Origin of the sequence: Pseudomonas sp. PDM16, from assembly GCF_014851865.1 — a bacterium.
Classification (GTDB): Bacteria; Pseudomonadota; Gammaproteobacteria; order Pseudomonadales; family Pseudomonadaceae; genus Aquipseudomonas.
Genome location: NZ_JACVAM010000002.1, coordinates 257,235 through 272,654 on the forward strand (window position 1 = coordinate 257,235; position 15,420 = coordinate 272,654).

Annotated in this window: 13 protein-coding genes; 3 read left to right on the forward strand and 10 right to left on the reverse strand. The window is 63.8% G+C overall.

Features of this window, described 5'->3' with window-relative positions; all coding sequences use genetic code 11:
• Positions 1-3: 3 nt before the first annotated feature.
• The 10 genes from IB234_RS07660 to IB234_RS07705 form a co-directional block, all read right to left on the reverse strand.
• Positions 4-1,152 carry an efflux RND transporter periplasmic adaptor subunit gene (locus IB234_RS07660; RefSeq protein ID WP_192316144.1) on the reverse strand — a complete coding sequence of 383 codons (1,149 nt, stop codon included), beginning with the start codon at positions 1,150-1,152 and terminating at the stop codon, positions 4-6.
• 190 nt (positions 1,153-1,342) lie between these two features.
• Positions 1,343-2,965, reverse strand: a complete 1,623-nt coding sequence (locus tag IB234_RS07665) for a methyl-accepting chemotaxis protein (RefSeq protein WP_192316146.1) — start codon at positions 2,963-2,965, stop codon at positions 1,343-1,345.
• 298 nt (positions 2,966-3,263) lie between these two features.
• Positions 3,264-4,358, reverse strand: coding sequence for a DUF1513 domain-containing protein (locus IB234_RS07670; protein WP_192316148.1), 1,095 nt, complete (start codon positions 4,356-4,358; stop codon positions 3,264-3,266).
• A 1-nt stretch (position 4,359) separates the two neighbouring features.
• Positions 4,360-5,424 carry an imelysin family protein gene (locus IB234_RS07675; RefSeq protein ID WP_192316150.1) on the reverse strand — a complete coding sequence of 355 codons (1,065 nt, stop codon included), beginning with the start codon at positions 5,422-5,424 and terminating at the stop codon, positions 4,360-4,362.
• Between the two features lie 10 nt (positions 5,425-5,434).
• Entirely contained in the window at positions 5,435-6,847 is a 1,413-nt protein-coding gene (locus IB234_RS07680; RefSeq protein WP_192316152.1) for a di-heme oxidoredictase family protein, read from the reverse strand.
• 235 nt (positions 6,848-7,082) lie between these two features.
• The gene (locus IB234_RS07685) at positions 7,083-9,146 is read right to left on the reverse strand and encodes a putative bifunctional diguanylate cyclase/phosphodiesterase (RefSeq protein WP_192316154.1); all 2,064 of its coding nucleotides are present in this window, start codon (positions 9,144-9,146) and stop codon (positions 7,083-7,085) included.
• A gap of 217 nt (positions 9,147-9,363) precedes the next feature.
• Positions 9,364-9,945: a superoxide dismutase [Fe] gene (sodB, locus tag IB234_RS07690; protein ID WP_192316156.1), complete on the reverse strand. Its 582-nt coding sequence runs from the start codon at positions 9,943-9,945 to the stop codon at positions 9,364-9,366.
• Between the two features lie 229 nt (positions 9,946-10,174).
• Entirely contained in the window at positions 10,175-11,017 is an 843-nt protein-coding gene (locus tag IB234_RS07695) for an EamA family transporter (protein WP_192316158.1), read from the reverse strand.
• A gap of 57 nt (positions 11,018-11,074) precedes the next feature.
• Positions 11,075-11,683: a LysE/ArgO family amino acid transporter gene (locus tag IB234_RS07700; protein ID WP_192316160.1), complete on the reverse strand. Its 609-nt coding sequence runs from the start codon at positions 11,681-11,683 to the stop codon at positions 11,075-11,077.
• A gap of 1 nt (position 11,684) precedes the next feature.
• Positions 11,685-12,086: an ACT domain-containing protein gene (locus tag IB234_RS07705; RefSeq protein WP_192316162.1), complete on the reverse strand. Its 402-nt coding sequence runs from the start codon at positions 12,084-12,086 to the stop codon at positions 11,685-11,687.
• A 95-nt stretch (positions 12,087-12,181) separates the two neighbouring features.
• Here IB234_RS07705 and IB234_RS07710 point away from each other — a divergent pair, with 95 nt between their 5' ends.
• From IB234_RS07710 to IB234_RS07720, 3 genes are all read left to right on the forward strand, one after another.
• A complete protein-coding gene (locus IB234_RS07710; protein ID WP_192316165.1) occupies positions 12,182-13,069 on the forward strand; it encodes a LysR family transcriptional regulator ArgP in 888 nt (295 codons plus the stop codon).
• A gap of 105 nt (positions 13,070-13,174) precedes the next feature.
• On the forward strand, positions 13,175-14,164 hold the full coding sequence (locus IB234_RS07715) for an NAD-dependent epimerase/dehydratase family protein (RefSeq protein ID WP_192316167.1): 990 nt from the start codon (positions 13,175-13,177) through the stop codon (positions 14,162-14,164).
• A gap of 221 nt (positions 14,165-14,385) precedes the next feature.
• Complete coding sequence (locus IB234_RS07720; protein WP_192316170.1) at positions 14,386-15,405, forward strand: Leu/Phe/Val dehydrogenase; 1,020 nt, start codon at positions 14,386-14,388, stop codon at positions 15,403-15,405.
• The last annotated feature ends 15 nt before the right edge of the window (positions 15,406-15,420 follow it).

A 15,420-nucleotide genomic window follows, 5' to 3' on the forward strand; every position in this document is an offset into this window, starting at 1 on the left:
GGCTTACTGCCCGTCGCTGGCTTGTTTGTCCTGGGTTAGGGCCTTGTCGTCGACGATGGCCACATGGGCGCCGTTGTCCAGCTTGAGCTGGCCGGCAGTGACCACTTGCTCGCCGGCCTTGAGGCCCTTGAGCACCAGCACCACGCCATCGCGGCGTTCACCGGTTTCGACGAAACGGCGCTCGACGACCAGTTGGGCCTGGCCCTTGTCGTCTTTCTCCACTGCACCCTTGTCGTCCTTCTTCTCACCGATCACGTACACCGAATTACCGTAGAGGGTGTAGGTGATGGCGGTTTCCGGCACCACGACCTGGGTCTTCTCGCCCGGTAGCAGGACTTCGAGGTTGGCGAACATGCCAGGCAGCAGCTTGCTGTCCGGGTTCGGCAGCATGGCGCGAACCTGCACGTTGCGGGTGCTTTCCTCGACCTTGGGGTTGAGGGCGCTGATCTCGCCTTCGAAGACCTCGCCTGGATAGGCCGCGACCGACAGGCGCACGCGCTGGCCGATGGCCAGTTGCGGGTAGGCCTGCTCGGGCAGGAAGAAATCGACGTACAGCCTGGACAGATCCTGCAGGGTGGCGAAGTGGGTGCCTGGGCTCAGGTAGTCGCCGGTGTCCACCTGGCGGATACCGATGGTGCCGGCGAAAGGCGCGAGGACGCGCTTCTTGTCCAGTTCGGCCTTGAGCTGGGAGACGCTGGCCTCGGCCTTGAGCAACTCGGCATTGAGGCGATCGAACTCGCTCTTGGAAATGGCCTGCTTGCCGGCAATCTTCTTGCCTCGCTCGTACTCGACGCGGGCCAGGGCGCGTACCGCCTCGGCGGTGGCCAAGATGGCGCGCTCCACCTCGCTGTCCAGTTGCAGCAGTGGCTGGCCCAGGGCGACTTTCTCGCCGGACTGGAACAGGACTTCCTTGACCGTGCCCTGTACTTCGGTGGTCAGGTCCACGCCCTGGAATGCCTTCAGCGTACCGATGGCCGGCAAGCGGCGTTGCCAGGCTTTCTCTTCGGAAACGGCGGCAGACACGCTGATGGCTGGCTGTGGCGCCGTGAACATCTGGATTTGCTGGTAGATGGAGAAGCCTTTGTAGGCGGCGAGGGCGAGCACCACGAGGAGTACCACGCCCAGCATGATGAGCATGCGGCGGAGCAACATATTCCGTTTCCTTGGCAAGGCAGAAAGGGGCCTGGGAATAGGCGAAGCAGGCACCTTAGTGCCAGAGGGGCATCAAGTCAAAAGCCTGCGGTTGCAAATTCTTGCCTAGGCATTATGACGCAACGCACTGTCGCGAAAACCGCACAGATGCGGGTGGAAACGGGACGTCCCTGTACCGATCCGAGGGGCGTCAGGAACCCAGTCGCTGGGTCACCTGGCCGAGCTCTCCAGACAGGCTGTGCAGGTTTTGACTGGCGGCCTGGGTGCGCTCGACGTTCTCCTGGTTGGAGCTGGCGATGGCGGTGATTTCGGTGAGGTTGCGCGAGATATCCTCGGCCACCGAGGTCTGTTCCTCGGCGGCAGTGGCGATCTGCCGGTTCATGTCACGGATGGCTTCCACCGCACTGGTGATGCGTTCCAGCATGGCGCCGGCCTCGGTCACCTGGGTCACGCCTTCCTCGCTGCGGCTCTGCCCGCTCTCGATGGCGCGTACGGCGTTGAGAGCGCCGGTCTGTACCGTGTCGATGATCTGGTTGATCTCCGCGGTGGACTCGGCCGTGCGCTGGGCCAGGGTACGCACCTCGTCGGCGACCACGGCGAAGCCGCGGCCCTGCTCACCGGCCCGAGCCGCCTCAATGGCTGCGTTGAGGGCGAGGAGGTTGGTCTGCTCGGCGATGCCTCGGATCACTTCCAGCACCTTGCCGATGCGCCCGCTGTCGGCCTCCAGGCGGCGGATCACTTCGGCGGTATTGGCGATTTCGCCGCGCATGCCGGTGATGGTCTGGATGGTCGACTCCATTACCCGGCCGCCCTGGCGGGCCGAGTCGTCGGCATCGTCGGCCGCGTGCGCGGCCTCGGCGGCGTGGCGGGCCACTTCCTGGGCGGTGGCTGACATCTCATGCATGGCGGTGGCGACCTGGTCGGTGCGTTCGAATTGCTCGTTGATGCCCAGCGTCATGCGGTTGGCGATGTGGTTAAGCTCACCGCTGGCGCTGTCCAGGTTGCTGCTGCTCAGGCGCAGGCTGTCGGTGGTGCTGGCGAGGAAGTCGCGCAGGGTATTGGCCGCACGGGCCAGCATGCCCAGCTCGTCTTTGCGGACGACCTCGACACGCTGGCTGAAGCGGCCGTGGCTGAGCTGGTCGACGTGGCTGATCAAGTGGCGGATCGGGATGATCAGGTGTCGATTGACCAACCATAGGCTGAACAGGGCGATCACCACGCTGGCTGCCAGCATGATCAGGGTGCCGAGAGTGATGGTGCGGTCGGCGTCGGTATTGATCAGCTCGGCCTGCTTCAGGCTCTGTTCGCGCAGTTGGTTGACCAGTGCAGTCATCTGCTCGCTGGCGGCACGGTCGATGCCTTTGACCGCTAGGTCGCCGGCCTGGGCATCGGCACCGGCGGCGACAAAGGCGTCGCGGCCCTTGCGGTAGTTGGCGCCGAGGGTCTGATGTTCGCTGCGCAGGCGGTCCACCTGGCTCTTCAGCGATGCGTCGTCGGCCAGGCGAGACAGTTCACCGAGAATGTCCTGCACCTTGCGCTCCTGGGTTTCGAACTGGCCCCAGAACTTGTTCAGGTTTTCGCTATCCTGGCCGCGTAGCAGGACGTTCTTCCACTCCTGTACCTGAATCTTGAATTCGACGTTGGCCGAATCGATCAGGCGGGCCGCCTGCAATGGACCGTCAAGCAGTCCGCGATAGGCCTGCATGCCGTTGGAGAGGAAGCTGAAGCAGGCGAGCGCGGTGATCAGTATCAGCGCCAGGCTGCCGCCAAGCAGCGCGAGGATCTGCGCGCGCAGGGACTTCTGTAGGGACATGGAGGTACGCCTCTTGAGGGTAAAGAATCCTCGGAGCCCGCCTGGGCGCCGGACCACGGATATCCCTATCGTCCGGCCACAAGGCCGGAGCACAGGCCTGCCAGGGCTTCGCTGTGCGACGTGCTGTGGAGTATAGGTCGGCCTAGGCGGGATGGCCTTTAGCCGTCGTTTCGCTCCTGGCCACGAATGCCGCCAGTGGCTGACGGAAGGCACAGGAGCTTTGGCAGTTTGCTTGTTTTAGATGACGATTTTGTTTCAGTTGCGTTTCAGTGCCGGCTTCCCCGCTCTGAAGCGTGTCTCAGGCAAGGTGCAGGTGGTTGTCCCAGAAGGCGGCGGGCAGTTGCAGGGGCTGCATGGCGATCTCTTCGCCGCGGCAGTCGTAGCGGCGGCAGCGGCCCTGGCCGGAGGTGACAACGAAACCTTCCTTGATCGCGCCAACCCCGGCGCAGTCGGGCAGGGGCGCGTCGAGGCGCACGGCGCCGCTGTCCAGATCCCAGATGAAGAAGCGATTGCCGCGCGGCGCGGTCAGGGCCACCAGGCGCAGCTCGTCATGGATGGCGACGCTGGCGGTGTACTGGTTCATCGCCGCCCATTGCGCTTCGCCGAGCGGGAAGGGTATGAAGGCCTGGCCGGGACGCTTGATCGCCAGCAGGTCGGAGCGCTCGTGGGCATCGCCCATGTACTGCTGGCCGGCGACGATGGTGCCGTCGGCGGCGACAGCCAGGTGGCGCACGCTGTTCATCTGCTGCGGCAGGGTTTCTTTGGACAGCAGCGTGCCGTCGCGGCGCATCAGCACCAGGCTCGGCTCCATGGCGTCGAGGTTCATCTCGACACGGCTCTCGGCCTCGGTGCGGATACCGCCGTTGGCGACGATCAGGGTTTCGCCATCGGGCATCCAGCTGACCTGGTGCGGGCCCAGGCCATGGGTCGACATCTCGCCCTCGCGGATCAGCCGCTCGTTGTCGAAGCGATACACACCGAGCACGCCGCGGCCAGGGTCGGTGGTGTCGTTCTCGGTGGCGTAGAGCCACTCGCCATCCTTGTGGATCGCGGCGTGGCCATAGAAGTGGCGGTCGGTCTGCGAGGTCACGGTCTGCAGCAGGCGGCCGTCGCGCAGGTCGATCAGGTAGCTCTCGGTGCCGGGGCGGCGTGCCACGTAGAACGCCAGCGGCAGGCTGGGGTGTTCGATGATGTCGTGGCATCGCTGGGCGACCTGGGTGGCGAATACCTGCTCGCCATCCAGGCGGTAGGCCACCGCATAGTGGCGGCCGTTGTCATCGTCACGCGCCGACAGCAACAGCGGCGTGCCGCTGCGTCGGCTGAGACTCCAGCCACCCAGGGCGAGGGCGCCGAGCAGCGTGCTGCCGAGCGCCAGGACATGGCGGCGCAGCATGCTAGTCACCATCGTTGGCGTTGAAGCCGAGCTGGACGTTCAGCGCCTTGGCCAGCTCGGACTCCTGCAGGCGATGCAGGCGGTTGAGGCTGTCATAGAAATCGTTGGCTTGGGTTACACCGTCCTTGGTGGAGAGCAGTTCGACCAGCGGCGGCTCCAAGGCCTCAAGCTTCTTGATGGCCTCTGTGTAGGCGGCATCGACGCGCTCGCCGAGCTCCTTGTGCTCGCTGCCGAGCAGATCGCGCAGGCCCTTGCCGTCTTTGCCATGCCACAGCGATTCGGCACTCGCCAGCACGGCTCCGACGTTGGACAACGAAGTGGCGCTGCGCCAGGCCTCGGCCTGGTACGGCTGGGGAATGCCCTTGGACTGGCGACCGAGTGGCGCGCCGAGCTTCTTCTTCAGCGTGTCGATGGCGGTGATCTGCACGCGCAGCAGCTCGGCGATGGCTTCCTTGGATTCCGCGTAGCGGTTGTTGGGGAACTTGCTCAACTGCTCGGCCATGCCGTCCTTGGCTTGCCAGTCGGCGAGTATGGCTTCGGCCAGATGCTGCTGGCGCGCGCCGATAGCTTCCAGCAGCGGGCAGTAGCGTTCACGCGTGGCGGCATCGGTCTGGTCGATCTGCGGGTCGAAGAGGATGTACTCGTAGGCGGTCAGGCCCTGCACCACGACGCTGGCCTTCTCCAGGCCGGCGGCGTCGATGCCAGGGTTGGCCTTGATCAGTTGTTCGACCTGACGCTGCACCAAGTTCTTCTTGTCCGGCCAGAACTGCACGCGCCAGGCCTGGTTGCCCTCGGCCAGGGGGCCGACGAGCAGCGGCTGAAGCTCGGCCCAGGCCTTCTGCGCGGCGAAGAAGTCGGCATGCGCCTGCTGTAGTTGAATCTGCCCGGAGCAGTAGGCGATGGCACTCTTGGCCAGCGCGCGGTCGGCCTCGACCCAGCGGTTGTAGGTCGGGAGGATCACCTGTTCGGTCAGGGCGGCGGTGACCTGGGCCTGCGGGTCCTGTGGGGCACAGGCGCCCAGAGCGAGGGCGGCGAGGCTGGTGAACAGGAGTTTGGGTCGGAACATGCAGGGCTCCTCAGAGTGAGTTCAGGAAAGTCAGCAGCGCGCCGCGCTCACTGGCATCGAGTTTGACGACGGCCTGCTTGGCGCTTTCCGCTTCGCCACCGTGCCAGAGAATGGCTTCCAACAGGTTGCGCGCGCGGCCATCGTGGAGGAACTGGGTATGGCCGTTGACCGTCTCGGTCAGGCCTATTCCCCACAGCGGTGCGGTTCGCCATTGGCTGCCGCTGGCCTGGAACTCGGGGCGGCCATCGGCCAGGCCCTCGCCCATGTCGTGCAGCAGCATATCGGTATAGGGTCGAATGGTCTGATTGGCCAGTTCAGGCTCTGCCGCATCGGCAGCGGTGACATGGCTGGGCGTGTGACACTTGGCGCAGCCGGCGTCGATGAACAGCTGTTTGCCGCGGCGCACCTCAAGATCGTCAACATTGCGCCGGCTGGGGACCGCCAGGTTACGGACGTAGAACAGTACGGTGCCGAGAATGTTGTCGCTCACCTCCGGCTCACCACCGTTGGGCATGGAGCGACAGGTCGCTTGGGCTTCGGTGCAATCGTCGTGCGGGAGCAGGTTGGTGGTAAGCCCCATGTCGCTGGAGAAGGCGTGGACGTTCTGCTGATTCAGATTGGGTTGGCCCGCTTTCCAGCCGAAGCGGCCCAGCACGGTCTTGCCCAGGGCATCGTCCCAGACCTGGTTAGGCACACCACGGATACCGTCACCATCTCGGTCATCGGGGTCGGCGGCGGCAAGGATGTCTGCTTCGGGGATCGCTTCCAGAAGGCCCAGACCGATCATCGGTGGCGCAATTCTCGCGGAGAACAGCGTGTCGGAGTGCATCTCGCCGTATCCCAGATTGGTGATGAGCAGGCGAGGCTTGCGCAGTTCTACCTGTGTTCCATCCGCCAGTCTCAGCGAGTGGGTGTCGTACTCGACCCGTACCTTGGCCTCGGGCTCGATGCCTGGAATGCTCATGTCCTGCAGCTGCCCGCCATACACTGGCTCGGGTACCACGCCAAGACGCTGGCGCAGCTCCTTGTGGGGGAGGGAGCCATCTTCGGCAATGGACAGCCGGACCAGCATGGAGACCGCATTGTTGTCTTTGGGCTCCGGCGGGTGCCCGCGCCCATCCTTGATATGGCAGTTCTGGCAGGCGTTGGTATTGAACAGCGGACCCAGACCATCCCGGGCGGTGGTAGCCGATGGTGGGATCACCCAGGGGTTGCGGAAGAAGCTGTTGCCCACCGAGAAGTCCAGCCGTCTGGAGGGGGCCAGGTTGGCCGATGGCATGGAGAATGCGTTCTGGCCTATCTGATGCACTGTGGCTGCTCCGCCGGACAATGCCTCGCCGGGCTCGGCCGGTGCTGGAGAGCGCTCGCAGGCTGCCAGGGCGAGGGTCAGCGAAAGAAGGCAGAGGCGCGGCGAGGAGAGCATCTAGAGAACCTGGACAGCTGGTCAGGCGGGCAATCTTAGCAGGCTAATGGAGTTCAAATAAGAGGAATTAGCGTTTGCCGCAGGAGCAGATTGTCGCGGTGGCCGATGCCTGAGATGGTTATCTGGAACCCGTCATGTCGTCGCAGGGGTTCGACGCCCACGGGAAGGTACGCGCAGGCGCTGGTACATGCGTGGTGGCAGCGGTTAGGCCGGCGCGTGCTATTGCCGGCCTGGTTCAGAGAGTTGCCGGATTGCTCGCATTGCTCAGGCGGCGCGCCTGCTTGAGATACAGGGTGAGTTCACGCGCCGGTAAGGGTTTGCTGTACAGGTAGCCCTGACCTTCGTTGCATCCCTGAGTGATGATGTAGGCCTCCTGTTCGGCAGTCTCCACGCCTTCGGCGATGACCTGCATCCCCAGGCTTTTGCCGAGCTGGATGATGGCACGAACGATGGTGGCATCATCCTCGTCGTCGAGCAGATCCTGCACGAAGCTCTTGTCGATCTTCATCTTGTCCAGTGGCAGGCTCTTCAGGTAACTGAGCGAGGAGTAGCCGGTACCGAAGTCGTCGATGGCAATCAGTGCGCCGGCACGACGCAGGCTGAGCAGGTGCTGGGCGGCCGTGCTGATGTCTTCCATTAGGCCGGTTTCGGTGACTTCAAGTTCCAGGCTGCGCGGCGGCAGGCGGTAGACCTGCAGGAGGTTGCTGACCATGCGCGGCAGCTCGGCGTGGTGCAGCTGCACGGTGGACAGGTTGACCGCCATGCGCAGTTCACTGAAGCCCTGGTCATGCCACTCGCGTAGCTGGCGGCAGGCCTGGTCGAGTACCCATTCGCCGATGGCGATGATGGTGCCGTTCTGTTCTGCCAGCGGGATGAACAGGTCCGGCGGCACGAAGCCGTGTTGCGGATGCTGCCAGCGCAGCAGCGCCTCCACGCCGACCACCTTATGGTTGCGGTAGTCGACCTGGGGTTGGAACACCAGGTGCATCTCGTTGCGATTGAGTGCTTCGCGCAGCTCCTTCTCCAGCTCGCGGCGACGACGCATTTCGCTGTCGACGCTGGCAATGTAGAACTGGTAGCGGTTGCGCGAGCGGCTCTTGGCCAGGGTCATGGTCTGCTCGGCTTTCTGCAGCAGCTTCTCGGTGCTGTCACCATCTTCCGGGAACAGGGTGATGCCGATGGTGGCGCGCAGGCGTACTTCCTGCTGCTCCAGGGTGAAGGGCGTTTCCAGGTTGTCGAGAATGCTCTGGGCCAGTTCTGCGGCTTCGTAGGGCTGCTCGATGTCGGCCTGGACCAGGGCGAACTGATCGCCCCCAAGCCGTGCCAGGGCGCCCAGGCGGCCGCTATGGCTACGCAGGCGATCTGAAAGGGCGAGCAGCAGTTGGTCGCCCGTCTGGTAGCTGAACTGTTCGTTGATGCCCTTGAAATCGTCAAGGCCGACACAGAGCACCGCCACACGGCGCTGCAGTCGCCCGGCGTCGTCGAGAATCTGGTCGAGCTGCTGCTGTAACTGCTGGCGATTGGGCAGGCCGGTGAGGAAGTCGTACTGCGACATGCGTAGCAGGCTGTTTTCCGCCTCGCGCCGCAGGTGGGTATTGCGCTCGATGGATTCCAGCAACTGATTGGCTGTATTGATCCACAGGCCCAGTTCGTTCTTTTCGTTGCCGCGCAGCATGGGCAGCTTGTGCTCGCTCGGGCGATCGGGATTGATGCTGGTGAGGTACTCGATGATCTTCGACAGCGGCTTGGTCAACAGCCAGTGGTAGACCATGTACAGCACCAGCGCCATGGCCAGGGCGCGGAGCACACCGAAGACGAAGATGATGACCGAGCTGGTGATGAAATTCTCGCCGTAGGTGGCGGTGTCCAGGGTGATGGTGAGGTCACCGTAGTACTCGGCGTAAGGGCTCCTGCCTACCAGTTGCGTGGTGAAGGTCTGTTCCTGGCCCAGAATAGGATCGGTGATCCACCGGCTGGATGAGGGGGTCAGCTCGCGCGAGCGTTCGGCGAGCATCGGTTCGTTCGGATGCCCAATGGCTGCATAGCGCACCGCTTCGTGCTGGAACAGGCCTTCGATGACCTGCATGCCCATCTCCCGATCAAGGCTGTAGACGGCCTGGGTAGAAGGATCACGGAACATGCCAAGAATGCGCTGGGCGTCACTGGCCACTGCCTGGCGGGTCTTGTAGATGTCGAAGACGATCTGCCCGCAGCTCAGCACTACGCCGACCACCAATGCCGACAACAGGACAACACGCAGCAGTTTCAGCGACAGGCTGTTTTTCAGTTCCAGCTTCAAATGCGTATTCCTTGTTCGCCGCCGGAGGCTAATGACCGTTGTGAGTATTGGCAAATGCGAGTGAGCCGTCAAAGGGCCATTACGTCATTCGCCCATATTTTTTGGGGTTGTTTGTGCTGCCTCGCCTCGGAGTGGAACCGGGATGTGCGTCGAAGACGCTCCAAACGAAAAAGCCCGGCTTGAAGGCCGGGCTTTTTCATGAACACGGAGCGTGGGCTCAGGCAGCGAAGTTCTTCGCCACGAAGTCCCAGTTCACCAGGTTCCAGAACGCCTCGACGTACTTCGGACGCAGGTTGCGGTAGTCGATGTAGTAGGCGTGCTCCCACACGTCGCAGGTCAGCAGCGGGGTGTCGCCGCTGGTCAGCGGGCAGCCGGCGCCGATGGTGCTGGCCAGGGCCAGGGAGCCGTCGGCCTTTTTCACCAGCCAGCCCCAGCCGGAGCCGAAGGTACCGATGGAAACCTTGCTGAACTCTTCCTTGAACTTGTCGAAGGACCCGAAGGTGGCGTTGATGGCATCGGCCAGGGCGCCAGTTGGCTGACCACCGCCGTTCGGGGAGAGGCAGTTCCAGTAGAAGGTGTGGTTCCAGATCTGCGCGGCGTTGTTGAACACGCCACCGGAGGAAGACTTGATGATTTCCTCCAGGCTCTTGCCTTCGAACTCGGTACCTGGAACCAGGTTGTTCAGGTTCACCACGTAGGTGTTGTGGTGCTTGCCGTGGTGGTATTCCAGGGTCTCGGCGGACAGGTGCGGCTCGAGGGCGTTTTTCTCATACGGCAGCGGCGGCAATTCGAAAGCCATGGTTTATCTCCTTCATCATCGGTCGGATATGTGCACTAGGCACGTGGCCGTTCACGGGGCGGCCTGAATACGGGCGGCGACGAGTTTGTACTCTTTAATGTGCCGCGAGGCCGGGATCATAGCACCGGCCCCTGGCCTTATCCACGCAGCAACTGTGTGGGAAAGCCGATGCCAAGGGGCTTTGCCGGCTTCCTGTTGGGACCGGGATTGGCAGTGGAAGTGCGGACAATCAGGCCAGTTTCATCAGCACCACGCCGGCAGCGATCACTGCGCAGGCGAGCAGGCGTAGCGCAGGCATCGACTCCTTGAGGAACAGCCAGCCGATCAGCAGGGCGAACAGCACGCTGGTCTCGCGCAATGCCGAAACCATGGCGACGGGCGCCTGGGTGGTGGCCCAGATCACCAGGCTGTAGGCGACCATGGACATGGCACCACCACCCAGGCCGCCACGCCAGTGCGGCCCCAGCTGCAGAAAGATGCGCGGGCCGCGACGTAGGGTGATGACCGTGGTTGCCACCAGGCCGTTGACCACGAACAGCCACAGCGCATAGGCGATGGCATCGCCATTGGTGCGCGCGCCAAGCGCGTCGGAAAGGGTGTACCCGGCGATGCAGGCCGACGTGGCCAGGGCATTGAACAGCAACGAACCATTGGGTACTCCGCCTGCATGGCCGCCTCGCCAGGCCATCAGCCAGATGCCGGCGACGAGTACCAGAAGCCCCGCCCATTGACCCAGGTGCAGAGTGTCACCTGCGAGCAAGGCCAGCAGGGCGACCAGCAACGGCGAGCTGCCGCGAGCGATGGGGTAGACCTGGGACAGATCGCCATGCTGGTAGGCGCGGGAGAGGAACAGGTTGTAACCGATATGCAGCAGGGCGGAGAGGGCGATATAGGGCCAGGCACCTGCACGCGGGAGCTCGAAGAAGGGCAGAGCCAGTACTGCGATGCAGCCAGCGCCGATCTGGATCAGGGAGGCGGTGAGGTAACGATCCAGTCCGATCTTCAGCAGGGCGTTCCAGCCCGCATGCAGCGCCGCGGCAGCTACTACCACGGCAAACACTGTCGTATCCAAGCACTGCTCCATCGACCGGACCAAGCGCCGCAGCATAACGCCACTGCGCGGTATCGGTCATGCTCCGGGTGCGTGGAATACCAGTTGCCAGGCCACGGCGAACATCATGGCCGCCACCATCAGATCGAGCAGACGCCAGGTAGCTGGACGTGCTAGCCAGGGGGCTAACCAGGCTGCCCCCAGGGCCAGAGTGAAGAACCAGATCAACGAGGCGCTGGCCGCTCCCAATGCATAGGCGCCGGGCACCGGTTGCTGGGCACCCAGAGAGCCGATCAACAGGACGGTATCCAGGTAAACGTGCGGGTTGAGCAGGGTCACCGCCAGGGCGGCCAGTAGCACGGTACGGCGCGAACGTGGTCCGCTGTCCTCCTGCTGCAGTGCCTGTGGATTGAATGCGCGCCGCAGGGCCTGGACGCCCAGCCACAGCAGGAAGGCGGCGCCACCCCAACGTGCGACTGCGAGCAGCATCGGACTCTGTGCCAGCACCGTGGCCAGGCCAAATACTCCGGCAGTGACCAGCAGGGCATCGCAGAGCACACAAAGTGCTGCGACAGGCAGATGGTGCTCGCGGCGCAGGCTCTGGGCCAGGACGAAGGCGTTCTGCGCGCCGATGGCGATGATCAGTCCAGCGGCAACCAGTAGACCGTTCACGTAGCTCTGCCACATGTCAGCGGCTCTCCTCCGCCAGCGCACGTAATACCGCCAGCGCATGCTTGGCATCGTCCCGGGCCACGAACAGGTGGTCGTGGTGGTAGCCCGCGATCACATTGCAGCTGATGCCAGCCTTGGCCAGTGCACTGGCGAAGGCTGCGGTCAGGCCGACGGCGGCCAGGGATGAGTGCACTTCCAGGGTGATCCAGGCGGCTACATAGTCGAAGCCCAGTTCCAGTCGCTCGGCCTCGTCACGCGGCAGGATCAGGGTGGTGCCTTCCGCCTCGCGGAAGCTGCCGAGAGCGTTGGCAGTGTGCTCTGCGCCAGGCCTGGCGAGCGTGCAGAACACGTATTCGCCTGGGTTCAGGCGTGGTGCCATGCTGGTGAGCAGTTTGGCAAGTGAGGTTTCCCCGGTCATGGCGGCGTCCTTGTGGTGGTTGCGATGCTGGCCAGTCTGGGCAGAACGGCGGTATAAGAAAAACAAATCATGCTGATCTCTCATTAGGAAAATTTATGTTCGACTACAAGCTGCTCGCTGCCCTCGCCGCAGTAGTGGAACAAGGGGGGTTTGAACGCGCCGCGCAACTTCTGGGTTTGTCGCAGTCGGCGGTATCGCAGCGGATCAAGCTGCTCGAGGCTCGCGTCGGCCAACCGGTGCTGCTGCGTGCCACGCCGCCGGGGCCGACAGAGGTGGGTCGACGCCTGCTCAACCATGTGCAGCAGGTGCGCCTGCTCGAGCGCGACCTTCAAGGCCAGGTGCCGGCCCTGGCGGGGGACCAGCCGGCCGAGCGGCTGCGCATCGCGTTGAATGCCGATAGCCTGGCGACCTGGTGGGCGCCGCTGATGGGAGCCTTCGTTGCCGAGCACCGCCTGCTGTTGGACCATGTGGTGGAGGACCAGGATGTCGGTCTCAAGCGCATGCGTGCGGGCGAGGTGGCCGCCTGCATATGCGGCGCCGAACGCCCGGTGGCTGGCGCCCGTGCTCTGCCGCTGGGCGCCATGCGCTATCGCGCGCTGGCCTGTCCCTCCTTTATTGAGCGGTACTTCTCCGCGGGGGTCACTGCCGAGAGCATGGCGCGCGCGCCGGCTATCGTGTTCGGCCCGGATGATCTGCTGCAGCATCGCTACATGGCCAGCCTGGGGTTGAATGGAACATTCAGCTATCACCTGTGCCCCTCGTCGGAGGGCTTCATTCGGTTGGCGGGTGCCGGGCTGGGATGGGGGCTGGTGCCGGAGCTGCAGGTACGTCAGCAGTTGGCCAGTGGTGAGCTGGTCGAGCTGCTGCCGGAACGGCCGCTGGACGTACCGCTTTACTGGCATCACTGGCGCAACGGCGGCGAGCTGCTTGGCCAGCTCACTCGTCATCTGGAGCGCGGCGTAGGCGACTGGTTGGTGAGATAGTGGCTGCGCGGGGGCTGCAAGGTCGCTGTTATGGCCGCGAGGGCAACACCCAGGCTTGGGGTTCGGCTGCTAGAGTCGGTGCATAACAATAAGCGGGGGCGTGCAATGAAGATTTTGGTAACGGGGGCGAGTGGTTTCATCGGCGGACGCTTTGCCCGTTTTGCGCTGGAGCAGGGGTTGGCCGTGCGGATCAACGGACGCCGTCCGGAGGCGGTGGCGCACCTGACCAAGCGGGGCGCGGAGTTCGTCCAGGGCGACCTGTCCGACCCTGACCTGGCGCACAAGCTCTGCCGTGACGTGGAGATGGTGGTGCACTGCGCCGGCTCGGTTGGTACCTGGGGCACCCGCGAGCATTTCCACCAGGGCAACGTGGTGTTGACGCAGAACGTCATCGAGGGCTGCCTGGGGCAGAAGGTGCGCCGCCTGGTGCACCTGTCGTCGCCGTCGGTGTACTTCGATGGCAAGGCGCATGTCGGGCTGAAGGAGGAACAGATCCCGAAGACGTTCGTCGACCACTACGGCGCCACCAAGTACCTGGCCGAACAGAAGGTGTTCGAGGCCGAGGAGTTCGGCCTGGAAGTGATCGCCCTGCGCCCGCGCTTCGTCACCGGCGCCGGCGACACCAGCATCTTTCCGCGTCTGATCGAGATGCACCGCAAGGGGCGACTGATGGTGATCGGCAACGGCCTGAACAAGGTCGACTTCACCAGTATGCAGAACCTCAACGACGCCTTGTTCAGCAGCCTACTGGCCGCCGGCCCGGCGCTAGGCAAGGTGTACAACATCAGCAATGGTGCGCCTGTGCCGCTGTGGGACGTGGTCAATTTCGTACTGCGCCAGTTCGATCTGCCGCCGGTGACCAGGCACATGCCGTTCGGCCTTGCCTACGCCGCGGCGACCCTCAATGAGAACGTCTGCAAACTGCTGCCGGGCCGGCCCGAGCCGGCGCTGTTCCGACTTGGCGTGGCGGTGATGGGGCGTGACTTCTCCCTCGACATCAGCCGCGCTCGTCACTACCTGGACTATGAGCCCCAGGTGCCGATCTGGACCGCACTAGAGGAGTTCTGCACCTGGTGGGAGGTGCACGGGTGCTGAGGGCCAATGGTGGATAAGCAAAGCGTTATCCACCCTTCGAGTCGTAGGCCCGTATAGGCGGAAAAGCTGCAAAGCATTTTCCACCACTGATTCGGGCCTTCCAGAGGGTTCATAAATCTGTGAGCCACGGTTATCAGCCTGAACAGCCTTATATCCAGTCAACCCAGCTTGGCCCGAAGGGCAACCTATACTGGCCTGTAAAGCCAGCGAGGACGTCCGACATGTTCTCCGTGATGGAAAGCGCCAGGCTCGAAGCGCTGCATCTTGCCCATGATCCTGCCACCGGCCTCAGGGCCATCATCGCCATCCACAACACCCGCCTGGGCACAGCCCTGGGGGGGTGTCGCTACCTACCGTACCCTGACGAAGACAGTGCGATCCGCGATGCCATCCGCCTGGCCCAGGGCATGAGCTACAAGGCCGCGCTGGCCGGGCTCGACCAGGGCGGTGGCAAGGCGGTGATCATCCGCCCGCCGCATCTCGACAACCGCGGCGAGTTGTTTGAAGCCTTCGGTCGCATGATCGAATCGCTGAACGGTTGCTACATCACTGCGGTGGACAGCGGCACCTCCAGCGCCGACATGGACTGCATCGCTCAGCAGACTCGTCACGTTACCAGCACCACGTGCGCCGGTGATCCATCACCACACACGGCCATGGGCGTGTACTCCGGTATTCGTGCCACCGCCCTGGCGCGGCTCGGCAGCGACGATCTGCATGGCCTTCGCGTGGCGGTGCAGGGGCTGGGCAATGTTGGCTATGCGCTGGCCGAGCAACTGGCTGCCGCCGGCGTTGAGCTGTTCGTCAGCGATCATGATCCGGGGCGGGTGCAATTGGCGGTGGAGCAGCTCGGGGCCAGACCGGTGAGCAGCGAAGGGCTATTTTCCACTCCCTGCGACATCTTTGCGCCCTGCGGCCTTGGCGGTGTGCTCAATGCGCAGACGGTCGGGCAGCTACATTGCGCAGCGGTGGCCGGTGCGGCGAACAATCAATTGGCTCATGCTGACATCGCCGATGTATTGGAAACGCGCGGCATCCTCTACGCCCCGGACTATGTGATCAATTCCGGCGGGCTGATCTACGTGGCACTCAGGCATCGTGACGAATCCCTTCCGGCCATCACCGCCCACCTGGCGCGTATCGGCCGAAGGCTGACTGAGGTCTATGGCCATGCTCAGGCCGAGAAACGCTCACCCGCAAGGGTCGCCGATGCGCTCGCCGAGCGCATCCTGTACGGCTGACCCAGGAGAGGCTAT

Bases quoted from the DNA above. Each gene is read 5' to 3' on its own strand.
- IB234_RS07660 (WP_192316144.1), bottom strand. From the start codon at position 1,152: ATGTTGCTCCGCCGCATGCTCATCATGCTGGGCGTGGTACTCCTCGTG.
- IB234_RS07665 (WP_192316146.1), bottom strand. From the start codon at position 2,965: ATGTCCCTACAGAAGTCCCTGCGCGCGCAGATCCTCGCGCTGCTTGGC.
- IB234_RS07670 (WP_192316148.1), bottom strand. From the start codon at position 4,358: ATGCTGCGCCGCCATGTCCTGGCGCTCGGCAGCACGCTGCTCGGCGCC.
- IB234_RS07675 (WP_192316150.1), bottom strand. From the start codon at position 5,424: ATGTTCCGACCCAAACTCCTGTTCACCAGCCTCGCCGCCCTCGCTCTG.
- IB234_RS07680 (WP_192316152.1), bottom strand. From the start codon at position 6,847: ATGCTCTCCTCGCCGCGCCTCTGCCTTCTTTCGCTGACCCTCGCCCTG.
- sodB (WP_192316156.1), bottom strand. From the start codon at position 9,945: ATGGCTTTCGAATTGCCGCCGCTGCCGTATGAGAAAAACGCCCTCGAG.
- IB234_RS07700 (WP_192316160.1), bottom strand. From the start codon at position 11,683: ATGTGGCAGAGCTACGTGAACGGTCTACTGGTTGCCGCTGGACTGATC.
- IB234_RS07705 (WP_192316162.1), bottom strand. From the start codon at position 12,086: ATGACCGGGGAAACCTCACTTGCCAAACTGCTCACCAGCATGGCACCA.
- IB234_RS07710 (WP_192316165.1), top strand. From the start codon at position 12,182: ATGTTCGACTACAAGCTGCTCGCTGCCCTCGCCGCAGTAGTGGAACAA.
- IB234_RS07715 (WP_192316167.1), top strand. From the start codon at position 13,175: ATGAAGATTTTGGTAACGGGGGCGAGTGGTTTCATCGGCGGACGCTTT.
- IB234_RS07720 (WP_192316170.1), top strand. From the start codon at position 14,386: ATGTTCTCCGTGATGGAAAGCGCCAGGCTCGAAGCGCTGCATCTTGCC.